The sequence below is a fragment of the Geobacillus zalihae genome (assembly GCF_030414215.1).
GTDB classification, from domain to species: domain Bacteria; phylum Bacillota; class Bacilli; order Bacillales; family Anoxybacillaceae; genus Geobacillus; species Geobacillus zalihae.
Genome location: NZ_CP129217.1, coordinates 2584556 through 2604988 on the forward strand (window position 1 = coordinate 2584556; position 20433 = coordinate 2604988).

18 protein-coding genes and 1 other annotated feature are annotated in these 20433 nt (G+C 55.0%); of the genes, 2 read left to right on the plus strand and 16 right to left on the minus strand.

Translation table 11 applies throughout. The features are described from left to right. Positions 1 to 3 precede the first annotated feature (3 nt). The 11 genes from hisS to QWV57_RS13160 all read right to left on the minus strand — a co-directional run bounded on the left by hisS (position 4) and on the right by QWV57_RS13160 (position 14035). Positions 4 to 1284, minus strand: a complete 1281-nt coding sequence (gene hisS / locus QWV57_RS13110) for a histidine--tRNA ligase (protein WP_081133359.1) — start codon at positions 1282 to 1284, stop codon at positions 4 to 6. 46 nt (positions 1285 to 1330) lie between these two features. Further along, positions 1331 to 1562: a binding site (T-box leader), on the minus strand. Positions 1563 to 1983: 421 nt separating this feature from the next. After that, entirely contained in the window at positions 1984 to 3513 is a 1530-nt protein-coding gene (ahpF, locus tag QWV57_RS13115) for an alkyl hydroperoxide reductase subunit F (protein ID WP_129447176.1), read from the minus strand. Between the two features lie 14 nt (positions 3514 to 3527). Continuing rightward, the gene (gene ahpC / locus QWV57_RS13120; RefSeq protein WP_011232052.1) at positions 3528 to 4091 is read right to left on the minus strand and encodes an alkyl hydroperoxide reductase subunit C; all 564 of its coding nucleotides are present in this window, start codon (positions 4089 to 4091) and stop codon (positions 3528 to 3530) included. Between the two features lie 234 nt (positions 4092 to 4325). After that, positions 4326 to 4499 carry a hypothetical protein gene (locus tag QWV57_RS13125; protein WP_020756192.1) on the minus strand — a complete coding sequence of 58 codons (174 nt, stop codon included), beginning with the start codon at positions 4497 to 4499 and terminating at the stop codon, positions 4326 to 4328. An 81-nt stretch (positions 4500 to 4580) separates the two neighbouring features. Continuing rightward, a complete protein-coding gene (dtd, locus tag QWV57_RS13130; RefSeq protein ID WP_011232054.1) occupies positions 4581 to 5039 on the minus strand; it encodes a D-aminoacyl-tRNA deacylase in 459 nt (152 codons plus the stop codon). A gap of 23 nt (positions 5040 to 5062) precedes the next feature. Further along, positions 5063 to 7261: a RelA/SpoT family protein gene (locus tag QWV57_RS13135; protein WP_301099951.1), complete on the minus strand. Its 2199-nt coding sequence runs from the start codon at positions 7259 to 7261 to the stop codon at positions 5063 to 5065. Between the two features lie 148 nt (positions 7262 to 7409). Further along, entirely contained in the window at positions 7410 to 7922 is a 513-nt protein-coding gene (locus QWV57_RS13140) for an adenine phosphoribosyltransferase (protein ID WP_013144641.1), read from the minus strand. Further along, positions 7913 to 10279 carry a single-stranded-DNA-specific exonuclease RecJ gene (gene recJ / locus QWV57_RS13145; RefSeq protein ID WP_015375482.1) on the minus strand — a complete coding sequence of 789 codons (2367 nt, stop codon included), beginning with the start codon at positions 10277 to 10279 and terminating at the stop codon, positions 7913 to 7915. The genes QWV57_RS13140 and recJ overlap by 10 nt, the downstream gene beginning before the upstream one ends. A gap of 57 nt (positions 10280 to 10336) precedes the next feature. Then, positions 10337 to 11239: a cation diffusion facilitator family transporter gene (locus QWV57_RS13150; RefSeq protein ID WP_164977995.1), complete on the minus strand. Its 903-nt coding sequence runs from the start codon at positions 11237 to 11239 to the stop codon at positions 10337 to 10339. 143 nt (positions 11240 to 11382) lie between these two features. Then, the gene (secDF, locus tag QWV57_RS13155; RefSeq protein ID WP_047758105.1) at positions 11383 to 13635 is read right to left on the minus strand and encodes a protein translocase subunit SecDF; all 2253 of its coding nucleotides are present in this window, start codon (positions 13633 to 13635) and stop codon (positions 11383 to 11385) included. A gap of 112 nt (positions 13636 to 13747) precedes the next feature. Next, positions 13748 to 14035 (minus strand): post-transcriptional regulator, encoded by a 288-nt coding sequence (locus QWV57_RS13160; protein WP_013524218.1) that lies wholly within the window; start codon positions 14033 to 14035, stop codon positions 13748 to 13750. Between the two features lie 111 nt (positions 14036 to 14146). Here QWV57_RS13160 and spoVB point away from each other — a divergent pair, with 111 nt between their 5' ends. After that, the gene (gene spoVB, locus QWV57_RS13165; protein ID WP_129447174.1) at positions 14147 to 15709 is read left to right on the plus strand and encodes a stage V sporulation protein B; all 1563 of its coding nucleotides are present in this window, start codon (positions 14147 to 14149) and stop codon (positions 15707 to 15709) included. Between the two features lie 66 nt (positions 15710 to 15775). Then, positions 15776 to 16159 carry a TIGR04086 family membrane protein gene (locus QWV57_RS13170; RefSeq protein ID WP_033006360.1) on the plus strand — a complete coding sequence of 128 codons (384 nt, stop codon included), beginning with the start codon at positions 15776 to 15778 and terminating at the stop codon, positions 16157 to 16159. A 163-nt stretch (positions 16160 to 16322) separates the two neighbouring features. Here QWV57_RS13170 and yajC read toward each other — a convergent pair whose 3' ends face one another. From yajC to ruvB, 5 genes are all read right to left on the minus strand, one after another. Beyond that, positions 16323 to 16595: a preprotein translocase subunit YajC gene (gene yajC, locus QWV57_RS13175; protein ID WP_119877909.1), complete on the minus strand. Its 273-nt coding sequence runs from the start codon at positions 16593 to 16595 to the stop codon at positions 16323 to 16325. 23 nt (positions 16596 to 16618) lie between these two features. Next, positions 16619 to 17761, minus strand: a complete 1143-nt coding sequence (tgt, locus tag QWV57_RS13180; protein WP_060787735.1) for a tRNA guanosine(34) transglycosylase Tgt — start codon at positions 17759 to 17761, stop codon at positions 16619 to 16621. A 17-nt stretch (positions 17762 to 17778) separates the two neighbouring features. Beyond that, positions 17779 to 18807 carry a tRNA preQ1(34) S-adenosylmethionine ribosyltransferase-isomerase QueA gene (queA, locus tag QWV57_RS13185; protein WP_129447173.1) on the minus strand — a complete coding sequence of 343 codons (1029 nt, stop codon included), beginning with the start codon at positions 18805 to 18807 and terminating at the stop codon, positions 17779 to 17781. Between the two features lie 419 nt (positions 18808 to 19226). Then, positions 19227 to 19433, minus strand: coding sequence for a DUF2905 domain-containing protein (locus QWV57_RS13190; protein ID WP_011232066.1), 207 nt, complete (start codon positions 19431 to 19433; stop codon positions 19227 to 19229). After that, positions 19430 to 20431: a Holliday junction branch migration DNA helicase RuvB gene (gene ruvB, locus QWV57_RS13195; RefSeq protein ID WP_033006369.1), complete on the minus strand. Its 1002-nt coding sequence runs from the start codon at positions 20429 to 20431 to the stop codon at positions 19430 to 19432. Before ruvB ends, QWV57_RS13190 begins: the two co-directional genes overlap by 4 nt. Positions 20432 to 20433 lie beyond the last annotated feature (2 nt).

Genomic DNA, 20433 nt, shown 5'->3' on the forward strand with positions numbered 1-20433 from the left:
CGCTCACTCCTCCTTCCCGATCCGTTCATGCAAAAAGTGCGCCAACTCGCCGAGCGGTACATTCGTTTGCTCGCCGCTCGCCATATGCTTTACCGCCGCTTCCTGTCTCTCGAGTTCTTCATCGCCGATAATGGCGACAAACGATGCCCCAAGCCGGTCGGCGGCCTTCAGCTGCGCCTTCAATTTTCGGCCCAAATAATCTTGATCGACCCTCAATCCAAAGCGGCGCAATGCATAAACGAGGCGGACCGCCTCGTCTTTCGCCCGCTCACCGACAGCGACGACATAGCAGTCAAGCCCGCTCTCCACCGGCAATTCCACACCTTCGGCGTCAAGGGCGGCCAACAGCCGCTCGATGCTCAAGGCAAAGCCGATGCCCGGCGTCTCCGGACCGCCGATTTCTTGGACAAGCCCGTTGTAACGCCCGCCGCCGCACAGCGTCGCCGCCGCGCCAAATCCTTCCGCTTCGCTCATAATTTCGAACGTCGTATGATTGTAGTAATCAAGTCCGCGCACAAGACGCGAATCAATGACAAACGGAATGCCAAGGTTAGTTAAATATTGTTTGACTTTTTCAAAATAAGCACGCGAGTCTTCGTTCAAATAATCCAAAATCGACGGCGCCGTCGCCATCAGCTCATGATCGCGGTCTTTTTTGCAGTCGAGAATGCGGAGCGGATTCGTATGAAGCCTCGTCTGGCAGTCCGGGCACAGCTCGTGGATGCGGCTTGAAAAATGGCGAACAAGCGCCTCTCGGTGCGCCCGGCGGCTGTCAAGGTCGCCCAAGCTGTTGATGACAAGCCGGATCCGTTTTAAGCCAAGCGCTTCGTAAATATGCATCGCTAGCGCCATCACCTCGGCGTCAATCGCCGGATCGCTGCTGCCGAGCGCCTCGACGCCGAACTGGACGAACTGGCGGAACCGTCCCGCTTCCGGACGCTCGTAGCGAAACATCGGCCCGCTGTAATACAATTTCAGCGGCTGGTTCGGACTGCCGTACAGCTTATGCTCGACAAACGCTCTGACAACCGGCGCCGTTCCTTCCGGGCGGAGCGTCAGCGCGCGCCCCCCTTTGTCTTCGAACGTGTACATTTCTTTTTGCACAATGTCCGTTGTATCCCCCACGCCGCGCAAAAAAAGCTCCGTATGCTCGAAAATCGGCGTCCGGATTTCCCGATACCCATACCGGCTGCAGAGGCTGCGGGCAATGTGCTCGACATATTGCCATTTTTCCGAGTCACCCGGCAGCACATCTTGTGTCCCTCTTGGAATTTGAAAAGCCATGCTCATCCTCCTTTGCCCAAAATAAAACGCCCTTGTCCCTGTCATCGATAGGGACGAGAGCGTCATTCCCGCGGTGCCACCCTAATTGAAGCCGATCCGGCTTCCGCTTGTCGCCATTAACGCATGGCACACGTTCCCCTTTACTGGCGCAAAGCGCGTTCAAAGGGAAACCTACGGAGTGTCTTTCGTTAAGCCATCATGGAGAAACGCTCGCAGCCTTAGGCGTTTCCTCTCTGGCCATGTGGGCCTTAACTACTTTTCTCCATCATCGGTTGTTCCGTATGAGAAAGATGTAATTTTATATTACGGACAATCTCGGCCGTTTGTCAAGTTGTCCTAGCGGCTGTGATCCATGGTTTTTCGCAAAGAGAAAAACTTTGATGTCTCATCACATTTTTCACCTTGTGTGAACTACCCACCACCTACGCTTCGCTTAGAGATGGGGGCTTCAAGCGACTTGTGTGTGTTCGCCGAACGGTAAGCCACACACAAGAACCCTTTACGCTTCCCTTCGTTCCGAAGGTGTCCGTTCTAGCCATATTCTATCCTATTCGTTGGCTGACGCCAACCGACATTCATCTCCCACTTTCACTTCGCTTCAAAGTGGGAGACTTCTTTCGGAAAGATGTTAAAAAAAGAGAGCCGACTCGTTGAACCGCCCCTCCATGGGATCGAAGAGGCGGTCCACCTTCGGCCCTCTTAATGGCGAATCAAATAATCAAACGCGCTTAACGCCGCGGTTGCACCCGAGCCCATCGAGATAATAATTTGCTTATAGGCGCTGTCCGTGCAGTCGCCTGCGGCAAAGACGCCTTCAATGTTCGTTGCGCCGCGTTTATCAACAATGATTTCACCGAAGCGATTCCGTTCCACCGTTCCTTCCAACCATTCGGTGTTCGGAACAAGGCCGATTTGCACGAACACGCCTTGCAATTCGATATGATGTTCTTCTCCTGTTTCCCGGTCAATGTACGTCAAGCCGTTGACTTTGTCCGTGCCGGTGATTTCCGTCGTTTGCGCGTTTTTAATCACCGTTACGTTCGGCAAGCTGTACAAACGATCTTGCAAAACAGCATCCGCCTTGAGTTCAGGGGCGAACTCCAGCAGCGTCACATGGCTGGCGATGCCAGCGAGGTCAATCGCCGCTTCGACTCCAGAGTTCCCGCCGCCGATGACCGCCACGTGCTTCCCTTCGAACAGCGGGCCGTCGCAGTGCGGGCAATAGGCGACCCCTTTGTTTTTGAACTCTTCCTCGCCCGGCACGCCAAGGTTGCGCCAACGGGCGCCCGTTGCGATAACAACGGTTTTGCTTTTCAACACAGCGCCGTTTTCCAGCTCGACTTCAATCAAGTCTTTTTTCTCGAGCCGTTTTGCCCGCTGCGAGCTCATGATGTCGACGTTGTATTGCTTTACATGTTCTTCAATGCTGGCCGCAAGCTTCGGTCCTTCCGTATATTTGACGCTGATAAAGTTTTCAATGCCGAGCGTATCTAAAATTTGTCCGCCGAAGCGCTCCGCGACAATGCCAGTGCGAATGCCTTTGCGCGCTGCGTAAATGGCTGCTGTCGCACCTGCAGGGCCGCCGCCGATCACCAGCACATCAAACGGCTCTTTGTCGGCGAAGGAAGAAGCGTCCGGAGCACTCCCTAATTTGGCGAGGATATCTTCAAGCGACATGCGGCCGCTCGCGAACAGTTTGCCGTTTAAAAACACCGTCGGTACGGCCATAATCCCTTTTTGCTCCACTTCTTCTTTAAACGCCGCCCCGTCGATCATCGTATGCGAAATGTTCGGGTTTAACACGCTCATGATGTTGAGCGCTTGCACGACGTCCGGGCAGTTGTGGCAGGTCAGGCTGACGTACGTTTCAAAATGATGTTTGCCCCTGATTTGTTGAATGCGGTCCACGACGTCTTGGCTGACTTTCGGCGGCCGCCCGCTCACTTGAAGCAGCGCCAAAACGAGGGACGTAAATTCATGGCCGAGCGGCACGCCGGCGAAGGTGATGCCGGTGTTTTCGCCGACCCGATTGACGCTGAAGCTTGGCGTTCGTTCCAGCTTCGCTTTTTCCACTTTGATTTTCGGCGACATCGCCGTTAATTCATCGATTAAAGCAAGCATATCGCGGGAAACGTTGTCGTCTCCCGCGCTTACCGTCAAGACAATATCATTTTCAAGCAATTGCAAATACTGGGCTAGTTGCGCCTTGATGTCAGCATCCAGCAGCATCGCCTAAGCCCCCCTTAAATTTTGCCGACGAGGTCTAGGCTTGGCTTCAGCGTTTCCGCTCCTTCTTTCCATTTCGCCGGGCAGACTTCACCCGGATGGTTGCGCACATATTGGGCCGCTTTAATTTTATCAATCAGCGTGCTGGCGTTGCGGCCGATGCCGTCCGCATTGATTTCCACCGCTTGAATGACGCCGTCTGGATCGATGATGAACGTGCCGCGCTGCGCCAATCCTTGTTCTTCATCGAGCACATCAAACATGCGCGACAGTTGATGCGAAGGATCGCCAATCATCACGTATTCGATTTTGCTGATGGCTGGCGATGTATCGTGCCATGCTTTATGAGTAAAGTGAGTGTCGGTCGAAACCGAGTACACTTCCACGCCAAGTTCTTTAAACGTCGCGTAGTGATCTTGCAAATCTTCGAGCTCCGTCGGGCAGACGAACGTAAAGTCCGCTGGATAGAAGCAAACGATGCTCCATTTCCCCATGAAGTCTTGCTCTGTCACTTCGATGAATTCGCCGTTGTGATACGCTTGGGCACGGAATGGTTGTACTTTTTTCCCAACCAAAGACATTGCTTCATCTACCTCCTGCGACTGTTAATTTATAATAATTTTAAACCAATACTTATTATCATATAGGGGCATATGTTTGTCAATACATATGCAATGGATTTTTTCCTCTACCGAGCTGGATCAGTGTTGAGCGGATGCGCAGCGCTCATTCGCAGCTGTTTCGTCTGAACGGCCACACCGCCTAGGCCCACGAAACATCCACACGCCCCGTGCGCTCCTTCCAACTCGCCATGTTTACGGGCGGGGCTGCTGTTTTTTCAACATTTGTACGTCTTTCGGCGCCACACCGAATTCGGATGCCAACTCAAACGCTCTATATTGGGCCTCGAGCCGCACCCATTCGTGAAAGTCGACGGACAGCACATCGTTTGTCCGGTGCGCCTGCTCGCCTCTTTTGGTTTGCCGCATCGCGCTCCTCCTTTCTCTATCGCCGCACTTGTTTTCATCTTTCCCATTTTTCGCCGAAAATAAAAAAGAAACCGGGAAACTTCATCTGTTTCCCAGTTTCTCGCTGCTGTCGATGATCAAGGTGACTGGCCCGTCGTTTGTGAGCGATACGTCCATCATCGCACCGAATACGCCGGTTTCTACATGAACGCCTCTTTCGCGCAAAGCGGCGTTGAACGCCTCATACAGCGGCAAGGCATGGTCGGGCTTGGCCGCCGCCATAAAGTTCGGGCGCCGGCCTTTTCGGCAGTCGCCGTAAAGGGTGAACTGCGACACCGACAGCACCGCCCCGCCGACGTCAAGCAAGGAGCGGTTCATTTTTCCGTCTTCATCTTCAAAAACGCGCAAATGAGCGATTTTCTCAGCCAAATAGGCAGCATCGTCTTCTGTATCTTCATGCGTGATGCCAAGAAGGACGACAAAACCCGCATCAATGGCACCAACGACTTCGCCGCCGACGGTGACTTTTGCCTCTTTCGCCCGCTGGATGACCGCTCTCACTTGCATCCCTCCTTTCGCCGCCCTTAGTTGTTCATCAAGCGCTGGACGGAATAAATGTCGGGAATTTGTTTGATTCGTTCGACGACTTTTTGCAAGTGGCTCAAATTATGAATGGCGATTGTCATATGGATCGTCGCAATTTTATGTCGGTGGTCTGAGCGTCCCGAGACGGCGGAAATATCGGTGCGCGTTTCATTCACCGCCTGCAGCACCTCATTCAGCAAACCGCGGCGGTCAAATCCGGTGATCTCAATGTCCACGTTATATTCACGCTCGCCGTTTGCTCCGCTCTCCCATTCTACGGCAATCAACCGATCGGCCGCTTCTTCGGTCTTGACGTTCGGGCAATCGGCGCGGTGGACGGAAATGCCGCGGCCGCGGGTAATGAAGCCGATAATTTCATCGCCCGGCACCGGGTTGCAGCAGCGCGACAAACGGATGAGCAAGTTGTCCATTCCTTGGACGCGAATGCCGCAGTCGCGCTTTTTGCCAGCTGGCAGCTTGGCTTCGAAGACCGCTTCGGCCAGTTTGCGCTGCTGTTCCTCGAGATCGCGCTGCTTTCGCCATTTTTCCGTCAACCGATGGGCGATTTGCGCCGCTGTGATGCCATGATAGCCGACTGCCGCATACATATCGTCTTCGTTCGAGAAGTTGAACTTTTCGGCGACGCGCTTTACGTTGTCGGCCGTCATCACTTCTTTCGGCTCAAAGCCGAGGCTGCGCACCTCTTTTTCGACCATCTCTTTGCCTTTTTCGATGTTTTCTTCGCGCCGTTGCTTTTTGAAAAACTGGCGGATTTTGTTGCGCGCCTGCGACGTTTTCGCCAGTTTCAGCCAGTCTTGGCTCGGACCGTACGAATGATTGGAAGTTAAAATTTCGACGATGTCGCCCGTTTGCAGCTTGTAATCAAGCGGCACCATTTTGCCGTTCACTTTCGCCCCGATCGTCTTGTTGCCGATTTCCGAATGGATGCGGTAAGCGAAATCGATTGGCACCGATCCGGCCGGCAGCTCGATGACATCGCCCTTTGGCGTGAAGACGAACACCATGTCGGAAAACAAATCCATCTTGAGCGATTCCATGAACTCTTCGGCATTGCTCGCGTCGTTTTGCCATTCCAAAATTCCCCGAAACCAAGACAGCTTTTCTTCAAACGAGTTCGGCTTGATCGTCTTTCCTTCTTTGTACGCCCAGTGGGCAGCAATCCCGAATTCGGCGATTTGGTGCATTTCAAATGTGCGGATTTGCACCTCAAGCGGCTCGCCTTTTGGGCCGATCACCGTCGTATGGAGCGATTGGTACATGTTCGGCTTCGGCATGGCGATGTAGTCTTTAAAGCGCCCGGGCATCGGTTTCCAACATGTATGAATAATCCCCAATACAGCGTAGCAGTCTTTGATGCTGTTGACGATGATGCGGACAGCGAGCAAATCGTAAATTTCGTTAAACTGTTTATTTTGCATCACCATTTTACGATAAATGCTGTAAATATGTTTCGGACGCCCGGAAATTTCGCAAGGAATATGCACTTCGTTGAGCCGTTCGCGCACTTCTTGAATGACTTCCTCCAAATATTGCTCGCGCTCAGCCCGCTTTTTCTTCATTAAATTGACGATGCGGTAATATTGCTGCGGGTTTAAATAGCGAAGCGCCGTATCCTCAAGCTCCCATTTGATTTTCGAAATGCCGAGCCGATGCGCGAGCGGAGCGAAAATTTCGAGCGTCTCATTGGCAATGCGCCGCTGTTTTTCGGCCGGCAAATGTTTCAATGTCCGCATATTGTGCAGCCGGTCGGCGAGCTTGATCAAAATGACCCGGATATCTTGCGCCATGGCCAAAAACATTTTCCGGTGGTTTTCCGCCTGCTGTTCTTCCTGCGATTTATATTTAATTTTTCCAAGCTTCGTCACCCCGTCGACAAGCATCGCCACTTCCGCGCCGAACTCGCGCTCAAGGTCTTCTTTTGTCGCCTCGGTGTCTTCGATGACATCATGCAAAAACCCGGCGGCGATCGTCGTGGCATCCATCTTTAAGTCCACCAAAATGCCCGCGACTTGAATCGGATGGATGATGTATGGTTCGCCCGATTTCCGAAATTGGTCGCGATGGGCGTGCTTGGCAAACTCATACGCCTTTTTCAAAAAGGCGACGTCTTGTTCCGACAAATAACAGCTCGCTCGTTCAAACACTTGCTCCGCTGTCAGCACTTGTTCATTGGCCATAGGGTTGAATCACCTTTTTAATCGATTAAAATTGAAGCTGCAAAGCACAGAGGTCCGTTGCGTTCATACGGTTAATAAGAAAGAGCACTCATGTGTGAGTGCCCCTTTTTTCTTTATTGTATCCGAAGATGCGAACAATGTCGACTGTTTAAAACTGCATCAGCGTCAAAATGTCGTAGCCTTCCAATTTTTTGCGGCCGCCAAGCTCGGTAAGCTCAATCAAAAACGCCAATCCGGCCACCACTCCGCCGAGCTGTTCCACCAAATCGATCGTCGCCCGCATCGTCCCGCCCGTCGCCAGCAAGTCGTCGGTGATCAACACGCGCTGCCCTGGCTTAATGGCATCTTTATGCATCGTCAAGACATCTGTTCCATATTCCAGGCCATACTCCACACGGACGACTTCGCGCGGCAGCTTCCCTTCCTTGCGCACCGGCGCAAATCCGACGCCAAGCGCATAGGCGACTGGGCATCCGATGATAAAGCCGCGCGCTTCCGGACCAACGACGATATCGATTTGTTTTTCGCGCGCATATTGAACAATTTGGTCGGTCGCGTATTTGTACGCCGGACCGTTGTCCATCAGCGTGGTAATATCTTTAAACATGATGCCCGGCTTCGGGAAATCGGGCACAATCGTAATGTATTGTTTTAAGTCCATGATACGTTTGCCTCCTCGTGCGTTTGCGAACGTGTCATTTCCGCCAAACAGCGTTTCAATTGCTCGTAAGTGGAATAGACTAACTGATGCTCCGCCTCGAGCTCGTCCCGCCGCCGGCGGTACGTCGGCGATTCGTGCAAATCGCGCTTCGCCGGCTGATGAACGAGCGAAATGACGCCGTTTTGTTCGCTGATAAAGTCAAGCTCTAAAAATACTTTCGCCATAAAATGAACCGTCTCTTCCGTCCAACCGCGGGCGCGGGCCAGCTCACCGCCGCGCTTGGCGAGCGGAAACGAACGGTGTTGATGCAAAAAGGCGTAAAACCATTTAAAATGTTCGCGCGTCGGAAACGTGCGGAAAAATTGCGCCTCGGGCTGGGCGAACACCGCGTAAATGCGCGCCGGCCGCCCGCTGCCAAGAAGCGCCGACAGCAAGGCCAGCCGCGGCGGCACGTCAAGCAGCACGACATAGCGGTCGTCAATCGATAAGGCGCCCGCCTCTTCTTCGGTCGGCACGCAATGAAGCTCCCCGCGAAATGGCGCCACGTCGGGGCGCTGCCCAGTTTCGCAGCGAAAGGAGACGACTAGCCGCTTCTCTTTTGGCAGCCGCTCAAGAAGTGGACGGACGTCGCGGCAGCCGCGGACGTCAAACAGCTGGCAGTCGCTGACCGCCAGATCACACAACGACAGCTGCGGCTTGGCGAACCCGTTCCATTCGTTCACCGACAGCTCCCCGACCGCCGAAATGCGCGCATCCGGAGCGATTTCTTCGCATAACGGCCCGAGGCCGAAGCCGATGGCATCGATCGCGGCCCCGTCTTGGGAAAAGACGGCTTTCATATGGGCTCCGTTCGCCCCGACGCGCCGCATCGTTTCAACGGACGCCCCTTCAATGAGAACAAGCGGCCGCGGATTGCCGACGCCAAACGGAGCGAACCGCTCAAGACCGCGGGCGGCGTCGAGCGTCAACTCAGCAATCGAACAGGAAGCATCGATGAACGTCGGCGGCGTAAAATCGTCCTCAGACAACGTTTCGGCGGCGATGGCGTTCAGCCGTTGCCGCAATTCTTCGACATCATCAAGCGCCAATGTCATCCCCGCCGCCATCGGGTGGCCGCCAAAGTGCGGCAACAGGTCGCGGCATTGCGACAGGCTGGCGAATAAGTCAAACCCATGAATGCTGCGGGCTGACCCTTTGGCGATCCCTTTTTCCCGGTCGATGGAAAGCACGACCGCCGGGCGGTAAAACTGCTCGACAAGCTTAGAAGCGACAATGCCCACCACTCCGGCATTCCATCCTTCGCCTGCCACAACCAAGACGCGATGTTCCTCAGGAGGAAATTGGCGGCGCACCATGTCCGCCGCTTCTTCAGCGATTTGTGCCACAAGCTGCTGACGTTCGCGGTTTAACTCGTCCATCTCCGCCGCCAGCTGCACCGCTTCGTTCTCATCGTCCGTCATTAAGAGCGCCACTGCCGGATCGGCGCCGCCGAGGCGCCCCGCCGCGTTCAAGCGCGGAGCGATGACAAATCCGACCGTCTGTTCGTTGATGGCCGCCGCATCAATGCGGCATTGCCGAAAAAGAGCGCGCAGCCCGATGCGCTCCGTCGCTCGCAACGCTTCAAGCCCGTGTGCAACAAAGAGGCGGTTTTCCCCAACAAGCGGAACCAAATCAGCGATCGTGCCGATCGCGACCAAATCAAGCAAATGGCGCGGCACCCGCCCAAGCAAGGCATGGGCTACCTTAAACGCAACGCCGACGCCGGCTAAATCGCGAAACGGATATGTACTTCCCGGCTGCTTCGGATGAATGATCGCATGCGCCTCCGGCAACACCGGACCTGGCTCGTGGTGATCCGTTACGATGACATCCATCCCCCACTCGTTGGCGGCCGCAATTTCCTTGACCGCCGCAATCCCATTGTCGACGGTCACAATGACGGAAACGCCGCGCTCTTTTGCGGAGCGAAACGCCGCCATGTTCGGCCCGTATCCTTCCGTAAATCGGTTCGGAATGTAGAACTCGACCGACGCCCCCGCCTCCTTGAGAGCACTCACCATCACCGACGTGCTGCAAACGCCATCGGCATCGTAATCGCCGTATACCAACACGCGTTCGCCCGCGTCAATCGCCCGCTTTAGACGCTGAATCGCTCGCTCCATCCCGTCAAGCAAAAACGGATCATGAAACGGTTGGCGAAGCGGATTGAGGAACGCCGCCGCCTCCGAGGCCGTCCGCACCCCGCGGCGGACGAGAAGCCTCGCCAATAAGGGCGTGACGCCGGCTTCCTCAGCCAGCCGCCTCACCGTCTGCTCATCGAGGCGCTCCACCTCCCAACGCGTTTTCGCTTTCAACATGTCTCCCACCTCAACTCTCCTTATTATACAAAAAGGAGAAAAGGGCAGGCAACGACATTACGGTTTTTTTTCCGGGTTGTACGGGTTGATGTGAACCATGACATTGCGGACGCGCGGCAGCGTCAGCAGTTTTTCTTTCACTTTCTTTCCGATCCGGTGCCCCTCTTCGACCGTCAATCGCGGATCGACGGCGATTTTCAAATCGACGATGACGTAATGGCCGTGCTCGCGCGCATGCAGCTCATTGATTTGCCGCACATCGGGAATGGACAAGACCGCCTCGCGCAAATAGCCGGCCTCCTCCTCGTGAAGCACATGGTCGATCGCCGTATGGACCGACTGTCGGCCAAGGTCCCATGCCATTTTCAGAACAAGCAGCGAGACGAACAATCCGGCGAGCGGGTCGGCATATACAAGCCAGTCAATCTCCCATTTTCCACCGACAATGGCGGCGCCGACGCCGATGAGCGCAGCAAACGACGAAAACACATCCGATCGGTGCTCATAGGCGTTGATGATCAGCGCATCGCTGTTTAGCTTTTTCCCGAGCCGGTATTTATAGCGAAACATCGCTTCTTTGACAGCAATCGACAACAACAAGACGTAAATGGCGGCCGCCCCGGGCGGCGACAGTGGGGCGAAAAATGACAGAAACGCCGAGCGCCCGATCTCGATCCCAACGAGAAATAGAAGAACCGCCACAATAATGGCGGCGATGGATTCCGCTTTCCCATGCCCGTACGGATGATCCTCATCCGGCGGGCGCGCAGCGGCCCGCAGTCCGACCCAAACGGCGAACGAGCCGGCAACATCGGACGCTGAATGGACGGCATCAGCGATCAACGCTTGGCTTTGGCTCCACACGCCGACCGCCGCCTTGACGACGGCGAGCGCCATGTTGCCGGCGATGCCGACGACCGCTGCTGTTTTCGCCTGCCTGAACCGCTGTTCGTGTTCCATGGCCATCTCCCCCACCTTTGCATTCAGCAGCCTCACGCGCTGCCTATGTTGCATCTGACGGTTAGTGTATCCATTTTCCGCCCCGAGCATTGCACCGAACAAAAAAGGCGCCGGAAAAGCACATTCACTTTTCCGGCGCGCTGTTACACCTGCGGTTCGGCCTCGGCCGCCGCTTTTTTGGCTCCTTTCCCTTTTTTGAGCTCCTGTCCTTTCCAAACGACCCAAAGCTGAGAAGCGATGCAAAGCGACGAATAGACGCCGCACACAAGTCCAACGAGCAAGGCGAGGTTGAAATTGCGGATCGCTTCGCTGCCAAAGATGAGCAACGCGATGACCGTAAACAAGACGGTCAATACGGTATTGACCGAGCGCGTAAAGGTTTGCTGCAACGCCCGGTTGACGATATGCTTCAAGTCGTCGACCGTTTTCACTTTCCGCTTTTTCATCAAATCCCGGATGCGGTCAAACGTGACGATCGTATCGTTGATCGAGTACCCGATGATCGTCAGCACCGCGGCGATGAATGTCAAATCGACTTCAAGACGCGTCAAGCTGAACACGGTAATAATAAAAAACGCATCGTGCAATAAGGCGACAATGGCTGCGAGCGCCATTCGCCACTCAAAGCGAATCGTCACGTAAAGAATGATGCCGATGGATGAAATAAGCACAGCAATGAGCGCGTTGCGAGCCAGCTGCTTGCCGACGACCGGAGAGACGGTGCTGATGTTTGGTTCGTTGCCATACGCTTGCTTCAATTCATTTTTCAGCTTGGCAATTTCTTGCTTATCGAGCACGCCAATCAAGCGGACGACGCCTGTTTTCCCATCCGTGCCGGACAGGACGACATCTTCCGGCTTGTAGCCGAGCCGCTCGAAATAGCCGCTCAACTCTTTTGCATCGATCGGCTGGCTGCTCGTCACCTCAACGCGCGTTCCGCTCGTGAAGTCAATGCCAAGATTCAGCCCCAGGGCAAACAACGAGATGACGCCGGCGATCGTCAATGCGCCAGAGAAAATGAAAAACTTTTTGCTATGTTTGACAAAATCCCAGCGGTCAAACTTCGTCGGCACTTCCGTTTCCTCGGTCGTTTCGGCAATGTTTAAGATTTCCGACTTTTTGACGCCAAACCACTCCGGCTTTTTATCGAGCCAGCGGCTTGACACAAGCAGTCCGAGCAACAGCCGCGTGCCGTAAACGGCGGTGAGAAAGCTGACGACGATGCTGATGATGAGCGTCGTCGCAAACCCTTTCACCGAGCTTGTCCCGTAAATAAAAAGAACAGCGCCGGCGATGATCGTCGTAAGGTTGGCGTCAAAAATCGTCGCAAACGACCCGCGGTTGCCAGCACGGAACGCCGACAGCATCGACTTGCCGAGCTTCAGCTCCTCTTTGATCCGTTCGTACGTAATAATGTTGGCATCGACCGCCATCCCAACCCCCAAAATCAGGGCGGCAATGCCCGGCAGCGTCATAACGACGTTCATCCAATCAAACAAAAGCAAAATCAAATAAATGTATACCGACAGCGTAATGACGGCGATGATCCCGGGAAGCCGGTAAAACCAAATCATGAACAAGAAGATCGCCGCCACACCGATGATGCCGGCCAACACCGTTTTTTGCAGGGCGTTTTTCCCAAACTGAGCGCCGACGGACGTGGAGTAAATTTCATGCAGCTCGACCGGCAGCGCGCCGGCATTGAGCAAATCGGCCAGCTGTTGCGCTTCTTTGACCGTAAAATTGCCGACGATCGACACATCCGTCTGATTGAACACTTGGTTGACTGAAGCGGCGGAAATAAATTTCGGATCAGCTTTGCCCGCTTCTTTCCGGTAGGAGTCCACCCCTTCTTTAAAATCGAGCCAAATGACTAAAATGTTGTTTGGCGGCCCCATTTTATATACTTTTTCCGTCACCTGGCGGAACTTGTCGGCGTCTTTCAATTTCAGAGCGACGCTCGGCCGGCCGTTTTCATCAAACGACAGCTTCGCTCCGCCTTGGACGAGGTCGCTTCCGTCCATAAGCACGTTGTCATTGACATCGCGGAACGTCAATTTCGCCTGCGTGGACAAAATTTCGCGCGCCTCATTTTGGTCTTTCACCCCGGCGAGCTGGACGCGGATGCGGTTTCCTCCCTCGATGTCAACGCGCGGCTCGCTGACGCCAAGGACGTTGATCCGTTTATTCAGCGCGCTGACGGTGCTTTGCAGCGTCTCTTGATCAATCTTATCGCCTTTTTTGGCCGGCTTCACTTCATACAGCACTTCAAAACCGCCTTGCAAGTCAAGGCCCAGTTTGATGTTATGTACAATTCCTTGAATCGTCGGCCCCATCACTCCGGCGAACAAAAGCAGGAGCAGAAAAAAGGCGACGATGCGGCTTCGTTTTACCATTCTCCTTAAGATCCTCCTTCAACTTGCCTCGGCGCCGTCCGCCGCAGCGCCAAGCAAAACATTGGCCTCGCCTTCCATTATGAAACAGCAGCCGGCAAGTGTCAATTTTCCACTATAACAATTCCTTTAAAACCCGCTCCAACTCATCATCGCCGGCCGCCTGCTGCTTATACGAACGCATCGTCAAAAACATCATATACTCGCTCGGCGAAAGAGAGAAAATGTCGCTGACCAACTCATGCAGTTTTTTTTCCGCCGGCCGATGCTTCCACTTGCGGGAACATAAACATTCCCACAGCCCGTCCATCGTCACTTGCGTATAGCCGAGAAGACGAAACTCATCGCACTTCGACTCGAGCGCCGGCATGAGCTGTTCGCGCAGCTTCCGGTTTTCATCCATCCCCCATACCCCCTTGTATCCATTGCCGCCTGCCAATCTTGTCATGCTTGGCCATGGGCCTTGCATATATTGTATAAAAGACGGAGGCATTTGAGAAGGCAGGGGGAGAAAATGTCTAAATTTTTACAAGGTACGGTCATTTTAATCGCCGCTGGCTTTATTACGAAAATTCTCGGCTTCATCAACCGAATTGTCGTCGCCCGCATGATCGGCGATGAAGGAGTCGGGCTGTACATGATGGCCGTGCCGACGCTCGTTTTAGCGATTACCGCGACGCAGATCGGGCTGCCGGTCGCCATTTCCAAACTCGTCGCCGAAGCAGAGGCGGCCGGCGACCGGCAGCGGGTGAAACAAATTCTCGTCGTGTCGCTGGCCACCACCGGCACGCTAAGCATCGTGCTTCTGCCGGCGTTGATCGCTGCTGCGCCATGGCTCTCCCGGACGATGTTCACCGACCCGCGCACGTACTATCCGCTTCTTGCCATCGCTCCAATTGTGCCGATCGTCGCCATCTCTTCGGTGCTGCGCGGCTACTTTCAAGGACGCCAGCAAATGAAACCGTACGCCTACTCGCTCTTGATGGAACAAATCGTCCGCATCAGCTTGATCGCTTTATGCACACAGCCGCTTTTGCCGTACGGCGTCGAGTATGCCGCCGCCGGCGCCATGGCGTCTTCCGTTCTCGGCGAGCTGGCAGCATTATTGTATTTGCTGTTTTTATTTAAGGTTAAAAAATCGATTCGCCTGCGGACAAAGTTTTTTCACTACGTCCAAGCCGGCAAAGAGACGTTCGTCCGCCTCATGCGCATTGCCTTGCCGACGACCGGCGGCCGTTTGATCGGCTCGCTTTCTTGGTTTTTTGAGCCAATCGTCGTCGCCAACAGCTTGGCATTGGCCGGCATCGCCGCCTCCACTGCCACAAGGCAATACGGACAGCTTGTCGGCTACGCGCTGCCGTTGTTGACGTTGCCGTCGTTTATTACGTACGCGCTTTCGACCGCCCTGGTGCCGGCCATCAGCGAAGCCATGGCGCAACGCAAGCTGCTTTTGGTCGAATACCGGATCGCCCAGGCGATGCGCTTGTCGCTTGTCACCGGCGGCCTTTCCACCGTCGTTCTTTACTTGTTCGCCGAGCCGCTCATGCGCTGGATGTACGGCACAAGTGAAGCCGCGATCTTTATTCAAGTGATGGCGCCGTTTTTCTTATTGTATTATTTCCAAGGCCCGCTGCAGGCGGTCTTGCAAGGACTGGACTTGGCGAACGCCGCCATGACGAACAGCTTGATCGGAGCAGTGGTGAAGCTCGTGTGCATCTTCGTCCTTGCTTCCCGTCCAAGTTTGGGCATTATGGGCGCGGCGCTGGCGACTGCAGTCAGCACCGTTCTTGTGACGTTGCTTCACTTTGCCACGGTCGTCAAGGTGGTGTCTTTTTCCATCGATGCGCGCGAGTACATCAAAGCGCTTGGCGCCATCATCGCTGCGGGCGCAATCGGCTATGCGCTCTCCCGCCATCCGCTTTTGGCGGTGCCCGCACCGCTTTGGACGCTGCTTGCCATGGCCGCGACAGCCGCCCTATATGCCGCCTGCCTCGTTCTGTTCCGGCTCATCCGGCGCGAAGAGCTCGTCTACCTTCCGGGGCTGCACTGGCTGGCCGGCAAAAACAAGCGAAAATAAACGTCTAAACCTGTCCGGCGGTGAATATATTGTGGTAAAAAGCGTTTGGGCCAAGGAGGGATCGCGGTGTCACGGCTTGGCAGCGCACTGGTGTATGGAATCGCCACAGTTTTTGTGTTGGCGGCGCTCGTCAGCTTCATTTTTTCGTTGTTGCTCAAATGGACGGACATTCACGAATCGTCGCTCACCTGGATCGTGTTTGCCGCCTCGGTTGTCTCGCTGTTTATCGGCGGCGTTGTCGCCGGCGGAAAAAGCCAAGAAAAAGGATGGCTCGCCGGCGGGCTGACCGGCCTCTTATTTACGGCGATCATCTTTTTGTTTCAATTTCTTGGCATGGAAAAATCGTTTACCGTCGAACAATGGCTGTACCACCTTGCCTTTTTCGCCGCTGCTTCCTTAGGCGGCATCGTCGGGGTCAATTTGTCATCGTCGCGCTATGAACGGACGTAAAAACGACAAACCAGCGCAAAAGCAAAAGGTGTCCTCAAAGCAAACGGGACACCTTTTGTGATGGAGAGCGCGATGGTAAGAAACGAGATTGCGTCTCGCTCGCGCTTTTCACACCGCCGTTCAAATCGGCGCTCAAGCTTAGACGCCGATGGCCGCGCTTTCGCTACGCCTTGCTTTCCGCCACCACTTCTCTCACCGCGGAGCGGTCGAACGTCAGTCGCGTGCCGTCGCCGGCGCGAACGATGATTTTGTCCTCATCGACCGAGTCGATGATGCCGTGCAATCCACCGATCGTGATGATTTTATCGCCTTTTTTCAAATTCGCCTGCATTTGCTGGATGGCGCGTTGCCGTTTTTGTTGCGGGCGAATGAACAAAAAGTAGAAAATCACAAAAAACAGCACAATCGACAACAAATTGGCGATCGCTGCGTTCATGCAATCCCCCTCCTTTCCGGTCGTCAAAAGTTTTTTGCATTCGGCTTGTTGAAGCCGTAGCGTTCGAAAAATTCCTCACGGAAATCGGCGAGTCGATCTTCGCGGATCGCTTGTCTCACCTGCTCCATCAATTTTATCAAAAAATAGACGTTATGGTAAGACGTGAGGCGGATGCCAAATGTTTCATCACATTTGATGAGATGGCGGATGTACGCGCGCGTATAGTTCCGGCACGTGTAGCAGTCGCAGTTCGGATCGAGCGGCGAGAAGTCGCGGGCGTACTGGGCATTTTTGATCACCACCCGTCCTTCGCTCGTCATCACCGTCCCGTTGCGGCCGATGCGCGTCGGCAATACGCAGTCGAACATGTCGATGCCGCGGATCGCCCCGTCGATGAGCGAATCCGGCGAACCGACGCCCATTAAATAGCGGGGCTTGTCCGCCGGCAGAAGCGGCGTCGTAAACTCAAGCACCCGATTCATGACCTCCTTCGGCTCGCCGACCGACAATCCGCCGACCGCATAGCCGGGAAAATCGAGCGACACTAAATCGCGGGCGCTCTGCCGGCGCAACTCCTCATACTCGCCGCCTTGGACGATGCCAAACAGCCCTTGCTCATTCGGGCGGCGGTGCGCCTTCAAGCAGCGCTCCGCCCAACGGCTCGTCCGCTCGATGGACTGTTTCATGTATTCATACGTCGCCGGATACGGCGGGCACTCATCAAACGCCATGATGATGTCGGCGCCAAGCGCATTTTGAATTTCGACTGCTTTTTCCGGCGATAAAAACAGCTTATCGCCGTTTAAATGGTTGCGGAAATAGACGCCTTCTTCCTCGATGCGGCGGAATTCGCTGAGGCTGAACACTTGGAAGCCGCCGGAATCCGTCAAAATGCCGCGATCCCAATTCATAAACGCATGCAACCCGCCCGCTTCCGCGACAATGTCATGCCCCGGGCGCAGCCAAAGATGATAGGTGTTGCTTAAAATGACGCCGGCCCCCATTGTCTTCAGCTCTTCCGGCGACAGCGTCTTGACCGTGGCGAGCGTCCCAACCGGCATAAACATCGGCGTTTCAAACGAGCCGTGCGGCGTATGGAGGATGCCAAGGCGCGCGCCCGTCTGCCGGCACGTTTTGATCAGTTCAAAGCGAATCGGTGTCGTCAACGTGCTCGTCTCCTTTCTCAAATGATGAGCATCGCATCACCGAAGCTGAAAAAGCGGTATCGCTCTTTGACCGCTACTTGATACGCGTGCAAAATATTTTCGCGCCCGGCGAGCGCACTCACGAGCATGATGAGCGTCGATTTCGGCAGGTGGAAGTTCGTCACCAGCCCATCAATCCCTTTGAACTCATAGCCGGGATAGATGAAAATGTCGGTCCAGCCGCTTTCGGCGACAAATCGGCCGTTATGTTTGCCGGCGATCGTCTCGAGCGTCCGTGTCGACGTCGTGCCGACGGCGATGATGCGGCCGCCCTGCTCCCGGACGCGGTTTAACGTCTCGGCCGTTTCCTCGCTCATTTGATAAAATTCGGCGTGCATATCGTGCTTCTCGACGTCGTCCACTTGCACCGGCCGAAACGTGCCAAGCCCGACATGAAGGGTGATGAAGACGATATGCACCCCTTTTTCGCGAATGGCGTCAAGCAGCTCTTCGGTGAAATGCAAACCGGCGGTTGGCGCCGCTGCCGAACCAATTTCACGGGCGTACACCGTCTGATACCGTTCCGGGTCGTCAAGCTTTTCTTTAATGTACGGGGGCAGCGGCATCTCCCCAAGTTCGGCCAATACTTCATAAAACAGGCCGTCATACGAAAACTCAAGCACTCGCCCGCCGTGTTCCAGCGTATCGAGGCAGACGGCTTCAAGCTTCCCCCCGCCAAAGGTGAGTTTCGTTCCTGGCTTGACTCGTTTTCCCGGCTTGACGAGCGTCTCCCAACGGTCGCCGTCCAATTGCTTTAACAGCAGCACTTCGACTGTTCCGCCCGTTTCCTCTTTTTCGCCGTAAAGCCGCGCCGGCATGACGCGCGTATCGTTTAAAACGAGGCAGTCGCCCGGATTCAAGTACGAAATAATGTTGCGAAACGTTTCATGGCGAATGGCGCCCGTTCGTTTATCGAGCACCATGAGCCTTGATGCCGCCCGGTCTGGAAGCGGCGTTTGCGCAATCAACTCTTCCGGCAAATGAAAATCAAACAAATCGACTTTCATCCTATTTCGCGCAGGAGACTCCCACTTCAACGACCAAAGGGAGTAAGTGGGAGAGGAATGCGCGTTCCCCCCTTTCTTTTGTGTATGATATAATAAAGGCGTGGAGAAAACCGTTCAATAAAGGCACTCCAATCACGGCTACTCGATGTATGGAGTTGGTTACAGGAAACGTTGTAACCGTAAAACATCGAGCGTAGGTCCGTCTGTTGTGTGTGGAAGCCAAGTACTGCCAACAGACACACCGAGAGAATCGGTAACGATGCAGGCATGACCTGCGTCGTTGGGTAGTCGTCAACCTGCCCCCTGATGCAACCCCAAGTCAAGGAAGGAGGACGAAGTCCGTTTGCACTTCTGGGGAGTTGCAAGCCCCCACTTCAAGCGTTAGCTAAGTGGGGGTAGTTGACGCAGTTCTCCTTCCTTCAGCGAAATCGTCCGAGCACGTAAAAAATCAACGATAACACAACGCTCAGCAAGATGGATGTCACAACGGGAAAATAAAACGTCATATTCCCTTTGCGGATGACGATATCCCCCGGCAAGCGGCCGAGTTTGACAAACTGCATGACAAACCCGACCATGATGAGCACAACGCCGATCGTCATGATCAACTTTGGCAAGCTGTTCACCGCTTCGGAACCTCCATTTCGAAATGGGTGTACGCAGCCGGCGTGACGACGCGCCCGCGCGGCGTACGCTGCAAGAGACCGATCTGCATCAAGTACGGCTCATACACTTCTTCAATCGTTTGTGCTTCTTCGCCGATGACGGCCGCCAGCGTTTCGAGCCCGACCGGGCCGCCGGCGAATTTTTCAATCATCGCTGAAAGCAGCTTATGGTCGATTTGGTCGAGCCCGAGCCGGTCGACTTGCAGCCGCTCGAGCGCCTCGACAGCAAGCGGCAGCGTAATTCCCCCCTCTCCGCGCACTTGCGCAAAATCGCGGACGCGCCGCAGCAAACGGTTGGCGATGCGCGGCGTGCCGCGCGCCCGACGGGCAAGCTCAAGCGCCGCTTCGCGCTCGATGCCGATTTGCAAGATGGCCGCCGCCCGCTCAATGATTTGGGCGAGTTGGTCGACGTGATAGTATTCGAGCCGGCTGATGACACCAAACCGGTCGCGAAGCGGCGCCGACAGCGCCCCGGCTCTCGTCGTCGCCCCGACGAGCGTAAATGGCGGCAAGTCGAGGCGAAGCGTGCGCGCATCCGGCCCTTTGCCAATCGCGATATCTAAGCAATAATCTTCCATCGCCGGATAGAGCACCTCTTCCACCGCCCGCGGCAGCCGGTGGATCTCATCAATAAAGAGCACATCCCCCGGCTCAAGCGAAGTGAGAAGCGCCGCCAAATCTCCCGGCCGCTCGAGCGCCGGTCCAGATGTCGCTCGCAGCTTGACGCCCATTTCATTGGCGATGATCACGGCGAGCGTCGTTTTCCCAAGCCCCGGCGGTCCGTACAGCAGCACATGGTCGAGCGTCTCTTCGCGGAGCTTGGCCGCTTCAATGAACACTTTTAAGTTTTCTTTGATCTTATCTTGCCCGATATATTCATGCAAATATTGCGGGCGCAAACTCGGTTCAAGCGCAGTTTCTTCCCCTAAGACCTCCCCGGATACAAGCCGTTCCTTCACCG